The 10,884-nt window shown below is 62.3% G+C and carries 10 protein-coding genes and 1 pseudogene; 9 read left to right on the top strand and 2 right to left on the bottom strand.

The window, feature by feature from the left end:
• Positions 1-86: 86 nt before the first annotated feature.
• Positions 87-1,637 (bottom strand): acyl-CoA carboxylase subunit beta, encoded by a 1,551-nt coding sequence (locus A5784_RS29285; RefSeq protein ID WP_064948374.1) that lies wholly within the window; start codon positions 1,635-1,637, stop codon positions 87-89.
• Between the two features lie 109 nt (positions 1,638-1,746).
• On the opposite strand from A5784_RS29285, the gene A5784_RS29280 reads away from it, so the two are divergent.
• From A5784_RS29280 to A5784_RS29270, 3 genes are all read left to right on the top strand, one after another.
• A complete protein-coding gene (locus tag A5784_RS29280; RefSeq protein ID WP_064948373.1) occupies positions 1,747-2,415 on the top strand; it encodes a MerR family transcriptional regulator in 669 nt (222 codons plus the stop codon).
• A 338-nt stretch (positions 2,416-2,753) separates the two neighbouring features.
• Positions 2,754-3,878, top strand: coding sequence for a hypothetical protein (locus A5784_RS29275; protein WP_064948372.1), 1,125 nt, complete (start codon positions 2,754-2,756; stop codon positions 3,876-3,878).
• Positions 3,875-4,486 (top strand): hypothetical protein, encoded by a 612-nt coding sequence (locus A5784_RS29270; protein ID WP_064948371.1) that lies wholly within the window; start codon positions 3,875-3,877, stop codon positions 4,484-4,486. Before A5784_RS29275 ends, A5784_RS29270 begins: the two co-directional genes overlap by 4 nt.
• Positions 4,487-4,669: 183 nt before the next feature.
• Here A5784_RS29270 and A5784_RS29265 read toward each other — a convergent pair whose 3' ends face one another.
• Complete coding sequence (locus A5784_RS29265) at positions 4,670-5,575, bottom strand: hypothetical protein (protein ID WP_156750846.1); 906 nt, start codon at positions 5,573-5,575, stop codon at positions 4,670-4,672.
• 267 nt (positions 5,576-5,842) lie between these two features.
• Between A5784_RS29265 and A5784_RS39715 the strand changes: the two genes are divergently transcribed.
• The 6 genes and pseudogenes from A5784_RS39715 to A5784_RS38560 form a co-directional block, all read left to right on the top strand.
• Positions 5,843-6,760 (top strand): sensor domain-containing protein, encoded by a 918-nt coding sequence (locus A5784_RS39715; protein WP_082945145.1) that lies wholly within the window; start codon positions 5,843-5,845, stop codon positions 6,758-6,760.
• A 262-nt stretch (positions 6,761-7,022) separates the two neighbouring features.
• Complete coding sequence (locus A5784_RS29255) at positions 7,023-7,349, top strand: type VII secretion target (protein WP_156750845.1); 327 nt, start codon at positions 7,023-7,025, stop codon at positions 7,347-7,349.
• Positions 7,349-8,533: a hypothetical protein gene (locus tag A5784_RS29250; RefSeq protein WP_064948367.1), complete on the top strand. Its 1,185-nt coding sequence runs from the start codon at positions 7,349-7,351 to the stop codon at positions 8,531-8,533. The genes A5784_RS29255 and A5784_RS29250 overlap by 1 nt, the downstream gene beginning before the upstream one ends.
• 129 nt (positions 8,534-8,662) lie before the next feature.
• The gene (locus A5784_RS29245; protein WP_064948366.1) at positions 8,663-9,847 is read left to right on the top strand and encodes a hypothetical protein; all 1,185 of its coding nucleotides are present in this window, start codon (positions 8,663-8,665) and stop codon (positions 9,845-9,847) included.
• 284 nt (positions 9,848-10,131) lie between these two features.
• Positions 10,132-10,290, top strand: a pseudogene (locus A5784_RS39890) (helix-turn-helix domain-containing protein); the annotation flags it as partial.
• A 28-nt stretch (positions 10,291-10,318) separates the two neighbouring features.
• Positions 10,319-10,884 (top strand): integrase core domain-containing protein (locus A5784_RS38560; RefSeq protein WP_232006287.1); only part of this gene is annotated, 566 nt, incomplete at its 3' end.

The following is a 10,884-nucleotide window of genomic DNA, read 5'->3' as shown; positions in this document are numbered from 1 at the left end:
TGTTCGCCACAGGATTATCGCCCGGGACGTACCAGGCGTCGCGAAGGCGAATAGTGTCATGGGTTTTGCTCGCGCAGTCGTAAAGACTAGATCGGGGTTAGTCCGGTCTTGCGGAGCGTGCGGCCGTAATTCTGTTTGTTGCGCAACAGCTTTAGCGACTTTCTGAGCAGTAGGCGGGTTTCGTGTGGCTGGATCACGGCGTCGATGTAGCCACGTTCGGCGGCGATCCAGGGTGTTGCAATGTTGGCTTTGTAGCCGGCGATGAAGTCGGCCTTGATCTTCTGCACTTCGGGAGCTGTGGGGTCCGGGAACCGCTTGACCAGTAGATGCGCGGCACCATCAGCGCCGATGACGGCTATTTGTGCGGTGGGCCACGCGTAGTTGAGGTCGGCGGCGAGCTGCTTTGAGCCCATCACGGCGTGCGCGCCGCCGTAGGACTTGCGGATGGTCACGGTCACTTTCGGGACATCCGCTTCACCCACCGCGAAGAGGAATCGTCCGCCGCGTTTGATGATGCCGTTCTTTTCTTGCTCGGCGCCGGGTAAGAATCCGGGTGTGTCGACGACGAACACCAGGGGTGTGTTGAGGGCGTGGCAGAACCGGATGAACCTCGCTGCCTTATCGGATGCCTCGTTGTCGATGGCCCCCGACATATGCATTGGCTGGTTGGCGATCACGCCGACTGGGTGCCCGTCAACACGGGCATAACCAGTGATGATGGCGAGCCCAGCCTGGGCGCCAACTTCCAGAAAGTCGCCGTCATCGAAGATGCGGATCAAGATTTCGTGCATGTCGTACGCCGTGTTGTCGGCGTCGGGAACGATGGTGTCCAGTTCCAGGTCGTGGGGGGTGATGTCGGGTTCCAGCCCTGGGTTCACCGTCGGTGCCTCGTCAAAGCAGTTGGAGGGCAGAAAGGCCAAGAAGTCTCGGACGTACTGAAACGCCGCTGCCTCGGACTCCACGACCTGGTGAATGTTTCCGTAGTGCGCTTGGGCGTCGGCGCCGCCGAGTTCGTCGAAGGTGATGACTTCGCCGGTGATGTCTTTGATGATGTCGGGACCGGTCACAAACATGTAGCCCTGGTCGCGAACCGCGACGATGAGGTCGGTCTGGATGGGTGAATACACCGCTCCACCTGCGCATTTTCCCACGATCAGGGAGATCTGCGGGACCAAGCCGGACAGCATCTCGTGGCGGTAACCTAGCTCGGCGTACCACGCCAACGAGGTCGCCGCGTCTTGGATACGGGCACCGCCGGAGTCGTTGATGCCAATGATCGGGCACGCGGAGTGGGCGCACCACTCCATGAGTTTGGCGACCTTGCGGCCGAACATTTCTCCGACGCTGCCGCCAAAGACGGTCTGGTCATGCGAGAACACACCCACGGGTCGCCCGTTGACGGTGCCGTAGCCCGTGACAACGCCATCGCTGTACAGGGCGTCGGGATCGCCTGGCGTGCGGACCAGGGCGCCGATCTCCAAGAAACTGCCGGGGTCGAGCAGTGCTAGGACTCGGGACCGTGCGCTCGGAATACCCTTGGCGTCTCGCTTGGCTGCAGCCTGCACGCCGCCGGGCTCCTGCGCCGTGTCCAGCCGCACGCGCAATTCCGCGAGCTTCCGATCGGTAGTGCCCGTCATATCGTCCTCCCGCCGCTGTGGCAGCCCTAAGCTAGATAGTGGCGATATCCACTGGAGGATAGTGCAGCTATCCACTAGCTGCTGTCAACCCGCCGATGGAAGGGGTCGAGTGCGCATCTCTGAGCTAGCCGAGCGGTCCGGCGCAACCGTGGCGACCATCAAGTACTACTTGCGGGAGGGCCTTCTACCATCCGGAAGCAAGGTGGGCGAGAGGCGCGCGGAATATGGCGACCGACATGTGGCGCGACTGCGACTGTTGCGTGTGCTGCGCGATGTCGGCGACATACCGGTATCTGACCTCAAACAAGTCGTGGATGCGATTGACAACGAGTCGCTTTCGACGCATGAAATGAACGGAGCCGCCTATGACGCACTGGCGCGCACATCGGGCGCGGTGGACGCAGAAATGCGGATGCTCGCCGCACAAGTAGTGCAGGAAGCCGGCTGGACACACGTCCGCCCTGAATCGCCCGCGCTCGACCATCTTGCTGGTCTGCTCGGGGCGATCGTCGATCTAGGTGCGATGTTCGACATGAACCACGCGGCAACATATTTAGGACTCGTCGACGCCCTCGCCGCATATGAGGTCAGTCGGTTGGATGCAGCCGAGCGCGTTGAGGACCGCGACGCAGCTGTGCAGCAAATGGTGATCGGCCAGGTCGTGTTCGGCCAGCTGCTACTGAGCCTGCGCCGGATCGCGCACGAACACCACAGCGCCCTCAGATACCTCGACAAACCTCCGGTAGACACACAGACCGCGAGACTCGCAGAGCCGTGACCGCAGAGAACGACGTCATCCACCTGCCACCGGCGTGGCCGTGGGCCCAACCTAGGCAACCCGGTCTTCGGCGCCACCCGGGTTGAACGCGAACCCCGGCCCGACGTGGGGTCCCGGGTTGCCGTCGGTCGCCGCCCACAGCAGCTACTGGGACCTAGGCAACCCAGCCCGCAGAACAGGGCGACATCATCGCCGGGAAAGCCCCCGGAACACCTCGCTCCCCCATTCGACTGAACTTGTTCTTGTGAGCTGGCGATTCGGGTAGTGGGTTACTCACGACACCGCGGCGTTCGGGGCTGATCGTTACAGATGTGCGACCGCCTGGTTTCAGAAACGCCGTGACGATGCGGACCGCGGCGGTGCTGACCGTACTGGCGGTGCCGGCGGCGATGCTGTGTGGCAACCTGCCCACAGCTTTCGGCATTCCGGGAGACTTTTCGACGACGCCGTCACCGAGCACGAGTGACCCGCCCACCGCCACCACGTCAGGGGAAGTCCGACAAGCTCGGACCGTATCGGTTGACCTAACCCTCGACGCCGACCACGGCAAGCCAGGGCTCACAGTAAAGGCGACCGCCAGTTTGATGGCGCAGTGCGCATCCGCTCGGACCGGCACACTGTCGATATCATGGGACAGCGGTCAGAGCCTGATCCCCGTGGACATCGCCACCGCCGACCCGGCCAACGGCAGCATTGCGTTCACGTTCACGGTGCCGGCCACCGCAAATGCGGGTCCCCACACCGTCTCAGCGATCTGCGGGCCACCGAATAACCTGACATCGAAGACATACAACACGTTCGCGTACAGCGGCTCGGCCGCCTTCACCGTCGATCCGGTTGAAAAGCCCTCCCTCACAGCAAGTCCTGACCAAGGCCCGCCCGGAGGCCCAGTGACAGCCTCCGGAGCCGGGTTCGTCTGCGGCACTGACCTCACGCTGCAGTGGGACGGGAAGGTCCTGGCCGACCACCTGCCCGACGCCTTCACCGCGCACTTTTCCGTTCCCACGGACGCATCCGTCGGCAGCGATCACAGCATTACCGCGTCCTGCCGCGATGACCCCGACAGCGCAGTCTCCCAACCGTTTACCGTCACACCCGCTGCGCTGTCCACGCCGGTCACGCCGGGCGTGAGTCAAGTAGTGACAGGCGAGACCGCCTTCTCGCAGCCGACGCGGTCTGGGTCGAGCAACGTGGCCACCGACCGCCACTCGCCTCCACCGTGGCTGCTCACGTTGATCGCCGTAATCGTCGCCGCGGCGCTGACGGGCGCGCGCTACTTCTACCGGCGCTCACGCGGCCGACCCACGCACGCCGGACCTCACGCCAGAGCCGTCACGCATTTCGACACAGCCCCGACAGTCACGGTGCGCGAAACCCCAGCCCCCGGCGAGGTCGCACACTGCATCGGACTTGTGCCCCATCAGGATCCCGGTAGCCAGACCTTCGTAGAGGTTTCTTCATGACGACAACCGACCTGATCGACAGGACTACCCTCCGCGACGTCATCTTCGATCGAGTACCCGGCGAACCGGTTGATGCCCTTGCCAAGTCGCTACAAGGTCACGGCGCACTCGCAGCGACCGTCCCTGGATTCACCAGCTTCCCAATACCCCTCCGCAATACGGTGGTACGCGCCATAGCCAGTGGCGTGAGCGAGCTGCTCGGACTCAACCTAGGCGATCTTGCCCTCGCCGGATGGAACCGGTACGCACGCCTCAGGGAGGCTGCCCTGCGCACCGTCGAAGCCCCGACCAGAACCGAGTTCATCGAAATGGTGAAGCACCAGATCAAGTCGAGCCACCACCCCAGCGTCGAGTTGTTCATCGACGGCAGGTCCGTAACCACCATCCCGATCGGCCTTAACATCGTCTTCGAGATGAAGGCAGTAGTGGCCGTGGTGCAGAAGGGCGAACTGACGGCCATCGAATCCGGAACATGCACTGTCACAGCGATATTGGACCTCGCTGGCGCGGTCATAGCCAACAAGAAACGCCAGTTCGACCTGTCGGGCGCGATCCGACTACGTCGAGGCGTGCCGCTGTTGAGCAGACAGGCGGGCCCGGGCGCGTAATTCCTGCGATCCTCAATGCGGAGACTCTCCCGGTTGCAGGAGAACTGAATGCCAGTGAGCCCTTGCCGAGACAGACAAGGAGTCCGCGGGTAACGATGATCGCGAGCGTGGCACGGCATCACTCCGTCAGATCGTTCAATGACGGCTTCTAATGGGCGTACTGGGCTCTTCGAGACGTTCTTCCTACGCTGCACAGCCGCCGTCTCGAAGGATGGAGTGCAACTGGGTCAGCGGTATGTGTGGTTGCCACTGGCCGGCGTGCGCGGGACCGGAGCGAGCTGCAGGCATGACCAGCACGAGGTCCGGTCCGTCAAGGTACCAGGCGCGGTAGTCGTCAGCGTAATTGTACTTCTGTCCCGGTTCGTCTTGGGTGATGTTGATGTCTTGTCCGACAGTCGCTTCCACGTAGGGACGGGCCAGCGGGGGCAGCGCGGCGAGTGGGTCGATACCGTCGCAGAACAGGTCGGTGAGCGTCAACAGCTTGTTGTTCTGGAGGTCGAAGGTGAAGGTGGTGATTTCGTCGTTTGGGTGTGCGCCTCCGAGGTCCCAGACATTGGTGAAGACAATGGATCTGGCGTCGGGCGTATGTTCGAAGGACCGATACGTCAGCTCGGCGCGTCCGTTTCTGATGAGGTCATCGTCTGGGTGACCAAATCTCGTAAAGAACTCTCGCAGAAAGTCTTTCAATGGTGGTCCTGCGGTCGGGTTGTCCAGAAGGTCGTCAGGGTACTTGGCTGACAGCGTGATGTCGACGTGCTTGGCGTTTGTGGCTGTGCGAGTGCAGACATCGCGTGTCTGATCCCAGGAGCCTGCGTTGTCTTCGCAGACGGTGAGCGACGCTGACCCTGGGGATGGGCTTCCGGGCGCCTGTTGTGTCGAACACCCCATGGCCATCAGTAGGCCGGCGATAAGCAGCACTAGCGTGCGGAGAGCTACGCTGCGCACCGGGCTATTGCTCAGTTGTTGTGGCCGGAGGCGTCCACCAGAGCATTGCCATGAGCATTGAACTGCCGCATCGTGGGCATGATTGACGTCGTCCCTCCCGGACGCGGCCAACACATGGAGTTCGACGCACAGCGATTCCGACATGAACGTCCTCCCCCGCGTGTGCTGTCAGCGTAAGCCCGCGACTGCGACGCACTGATCACAATTTCTCCAGCAGAGAACCGAAAAGGCCGCACCGACTTCAGCCTCTCATCACCACGTAGACAACGGAAGTGGAGGTAAGCCACCGGAACGCACAAGAGACACGCACAGTATCTCCCGGCCACATGACCGTTCCCGCACAATCGGGACCTACTCTTGCGAATCCCCGCACGTGGTCGGTGGACCCCTGATCTTCCACCCATCCAATAAATGCATAGGCGCATGCGGTTCAAGCGAACCGCCATTTTGTTTGAGCCACATATAGACTTCGGCCTACCAGCCATCCCTACCAGTGACGGGATTCGCGCGGCCTTATCCGGCGTGCGGGCTAGGTTAGGGGTTGTGGGGGGTTTTGGTATCGGCACAGTGGGTCGGTCGCCGCGTATCGGGGTTGCAGCCCTGGGCTTGATACTGTCGGCATGTTCGAGCACCGTCGGCGGTAATGCCGCTGCGTACCAACCCAGCCAGCAAACCGGCGATCGTGTCCAGTCCATCAGGCAAGTGCTGCCCGAGTCTGGTGAACTGTCGGTGGCCGTGGGCGCCCCTATGCAGAGCGAATCTGAGGCCTCAGTCGGTGGGATCGGCTCGTTGCCAAACGGATTGGGAGATGCCTCCCCCATCGAATGCCTCGGTGTTCACTCACCCCGCATGCGTCGCACCTATCAGGATGCTCCGGTAACGGGGGCCGTTGACGGAGAGTGGGAAACCGGCTCGGGGTCAGTCGCGCTCCCCGATCCGGACATCCGTATCACCGTCGGGGTGATCGAACTGGATTCAGCCGCAAGTTCGCATTCCTGGTATTCCAAGTTCGCCTCGCAATGGCAGCAATGTGATGGAAAGACAATGACGATGGCAAGTGCCATTGCCGGTTCACACGAGCAGAATGTTGCTGAGGTCACCAATGTCGCTGACTCTGATGGTGTTATCAGTGCTGCTGTTCTTGTGAGGGCCGGGGTCGCAGACACACGAAGACCGTTGGTAAAGCAACGAGCCCTCACCGCAGCGTCCCGATTCATCGTCGATGTCGAGGTTGTCCAAATCGACAGCAACAGTGCGGATCGCGTGACGGATGACCAAGCAGTCGCGGTAGCTCGCTTGACCGCGAATCGCATTGTCTCCACAGGCTGATCCGCCACCGACACTGTCGATACGGCAACGATCGCTGCGGTGCCCACCAATACCGACGCGTGCGCTCCCGGCAAGGACCGCTGCACCACAACTCACCTACGACCCACGACGTGAGAGAGACCGGTCACCGATCACCTGGACTAGACGAGGCACTCAGAAGTGCTGTGCGTGGACGGCCAGGGCAAGGGGAGAAATTGGTGTCGGGCACGCGCCACCTGGCGGGTCAGGCTTTGCCGAGGTGTCCAGAGGGGGAGTCGTCAGCATGGCTGATGAGTTGAGGTTTGACCCGAGCGAGTTGCGTATGGCCAGTGACCATCTTGGTGTGGCCGCTGCCGATCATGCCGCCGAGACCGCCCGTCATCGCGACGAATTCGCTGATGGAGTAGCCCGGTGGCGTGGCGGAGCCTCCGTATCAGCACTGCAAGCAGTGGCCGAACAGTGGGAAGCGCGGCACGCTCACCGCCAGCAGCAGGTCAACGCTCTTGAGCGGCACATTTCGGAGGCAGCGCAACGCTACACCTCCACCGATGCCGGAGCGGCGGGGTCGATCTCCGCAGTTCCGGGTATCGGCAACGCCGTTGACCTGTAATGAGTGACCTCACCACCGACGATGTTCGGCACTGGGATGTTTCGGTCATCCGACAGCTGTTCCAGGCAGCTCAAGGAGTGGGAGCCGCTGACCATCAACTCGGCGAGTCACTGGACAGCACCGGCAAGCGCACCAATTGGAACGGTCAGGCCGGCGAGGCATTCCGCGACGAAATCGGAAAACAGCGCAAGGACCTTGACCGCGACGGGCACGAATCAAATGGAGTGGCGGCAGCGCTGCAACGCGCCGAGAAAGACGTCGAATACTGCCGCAACAGGCTGCTCGACATCGACGACCGCGCCCGCGAATACGGGTGGACAGTTACCTCGGATTGGCGCATCGACGACAGCCACGACACCCAACGAAAACACGACCCGCAACTGTTGCAGAACGACCTCAACCAACTCAAGGCCCGTGCCCACGCTGCTGATCACGAGCTAGCAACCGCCATCCGCGCCGCAGTCGGCGATGTACTGGTCGACGACCAAGGACATGAGACCGGCACCCCGCCTCCGGGCCAGCCGGCGCCGGCCGGAAAGCTCACCCCTGAGGAGCAGGCGCAGGTGGGCCAGTGGTCGCAGTACTCCCTCGACCATGGCGGCGGCGATTGCTCACGGTGGGCCATCGCAAGCACCTTGGCGAACAAGTTCGGCGTACGGGACGGGCCGAACGGCAAGGAGATCAATCTTCCCGCCGACGTTCAGACCAAGATGATGGGCGGTATGCCGCTGCACTTTCCGCCGACCAAGGCCGAGATCGACAAGATCGCCACCAAGCAAGGCGTTACTCCTGTACCGGGCGTCGAGAACGACGGGTTGCCCGGCGGCCCTGACGTGATGACCAGCCAGCTCAACGGATTCGGATTGAAATCCGCATATCACACTGCTGCCAGTCGCGACCAGATCCCTGGCCTCGTGGACCAAATGACGTCAGACCTTAGAGCCGGCCATTCCGCCATTGTCAACGGCGCACCGCAACCGGGCGGCGGACACTTTCTTTCGGTCACCGGAATCACCACCGGTCCCAACGGCGAGACGCTGTATCTCGTCAACGATTCCAATCGCGCAGCGGACGGCAGCCTGAACAGCGGAACACTCCCTCGTCCATGCACCCGACAACAACTGACGGCATTCCTAGAGAACAGGGCGTCAGCCGGACCGCCCGGTTACAGCACCGTCGAATAGCTTTCGGGTGCTTGTGAGCGGGTCCGATGCGCTTCCTCCGCTCGTTACAACCTCGCTATCCTGGCTGTGAATTGCCGAAATCCACGACCACCATTGCCACTTGGGCACATCCGCTAGACGGGAAACCAGATGTTGCGAGCCATTGTGTGCACGTCGGTGCTTGTGGCGATCGGCGTACCGATCACAGCGTGCGACTCTCAGGCTCTCACCTCCCAGACACCCTCGTCGACCGACACGTCGGTTGGAGTTGCACAGCCTGACCAGGCCGGCGTCTTTTTTCCCGCAGCAGTAGATACTTACGGGCTGACCCCGCCTCAACTCGACCGCGATCACCTCGCCGAACTGCACGCTCTTCGGCAGATCGACCCGTGTGGCTTTGTCGACCAAAAAACACTGGCCGCCAGCGGCCATCCAGATTTCAGCTACACCTATACGGCCGCCCCGTCGATTGAATCCAGCGGGAACTCCCCGATCGCGCCCCTGGGCGGCGAAGGCTGCACCGTCACCTTCCCATCGGCCAAAACTGGTCTTGCGCTTCAGGTATTACCAGGAGAGCCACGTTGGAACGACGCACAGTTCAGCCCAGATCCAGATCATCCCGGCGTCATGAGGCAGGCGGGCTCCGCGTGCACGTTTCGCGTCACGCTTCCCCTTACCAGCCTGGCTGGCGCACCCCGGTCAATGCGCAACCCTGCGGTCGAACTAACCCCGGTGAACATTGCCGACAACACGCCGAACACCGAGGACACCTCGGCCTGCCCCGCTATTGAAGCGGTCTCTGAAGCTATCGCCGCTCGTGCCGAGCACGCGGGTGTCCCCCTGCATTCTGCACAGACCTCTCCTCTCACGCGGTTTCTGTCCGGCGATCCGTGTGCGGCTGCGGTGGACCTACCGACGGCGGGTTTCGTGTGGAAGGAGCCCAACCCCAGCGCTCAGTGGCCGACAACATGGCGGCACCCTCGGGTGTGCAACCTCCAGTTGGAACAGACTGTCGGCGGACCGGCGACCGCAGTGGTCAAATACGGCCTCGTCAACTGGTCGGAGAACATTCTCAAAATGCCATGGGGAGAAGACCCACAGCGCGACCAACAAGACGGTGTCGAGTTGTATACCTTCAGCTCGTACCTCGCCCCAGGATGTCTGGTTATCGGCAAGGCCAACGTTGGTGCCGACCCGGTGCAGATCGGAGCCGGCGCACCCGGTCTCGTTCCCGCCACTCCCGTAGTCACTGTGCGACTAAACGGTCCCATCGGCGGGAGTTGTGCCAATACGGCCAAACAGGTAGCACTGAACGCGCTCAAACGCGTGATCTAGGAAGCAAAACCGATCAGCCCGCCGGACGGCAGGGAGAAAGGGTCTCTAGGTGCCCTGCGGTCGATCACGCAGTCTGACTCTTCGGTGTTCATACCGTGCTGGGCGCTCGACGTAGCGACGTGTTGGCCGACGAAGTACACAGGCGAGGCGATGGTGCGCAAATGCCGACTAGGCGGTCGGCCCGGGGTGTGTGATTTCACGACATAGGTGACACATGAGTCGGGACATGGGTTACACCTGGAACAACGGCAGATGAGTCGCGTCATAGGTGACAGTCATCGGTCATGTCGAAAGCCCGTGTGGTGGTGTTGGAAGTCGTCTCGGGCCACCTGTCGGTCAGTGCCGCCGCCCGCGCCTACGGGATGTCCCACCGACATATTCACCGACTCCTCAAGCGCTACCGAGACGGCGGTACCGAGGCAGTCGAACCCCGATCGCGGCGCCCCGCCAGCAACCCCCGAGCAGTCCCCGATGAGGTCATCGCCACGATCCGTGCTGCTGCGCGAGAAACTCACCGCCGACGGCCTCGACGCCGGGCCGGTGACCCTGCAATCGCACCTACGACAGCAACAGCTACCGGTGACCTCGACCTCCACCATCCGGCGCATCCTGCACCACCACGCCCTGATGACCCCGCAGCCGCATAAACGCCCCAAACGATCGCTCCGGCGCTTCGCCACCTTGATCGACACCCACGCGTCCACCCTGACCGACAACGGCGCGGTCTACACCGCACGATTCACCCACGGCCACAACGACTTCGAACGACTCATCGCACACCTGGGGATCACCCAGAAAAACGGGCACCCCGGACATCCCCAAACCCAGGGCAAGATCGAACGCTTCCACCAAACCGTCAAACGCTGGCTGGCCCGACGCCCGCTACCGGCCACCCTGGCCGACCTGCAACACCTACTCGACGGATTCACCGTCATCTACAACACCGAACGCACCCACCGCGCCCTACCACTTGCCACGACCCCCGCCCAGGCCTACACCTGTCTCTTATACACATCTGACGCTGCCGACGATCGCAT

The organism is Mycobacterium sp. 852013-50091_SCH5140682 (assembly GCF_001665685.1).
GTDB lineage: Bacteria > Actinomycetota > Actinomycetes > Mycobacteriales > Mycobacteriaceae > Mycobacterium.
The sequence above is the reverse complement of the archived record's forward strand: the minus strand, read 5'-3'. Positions and strand labels throughout refer to the sequence as shown.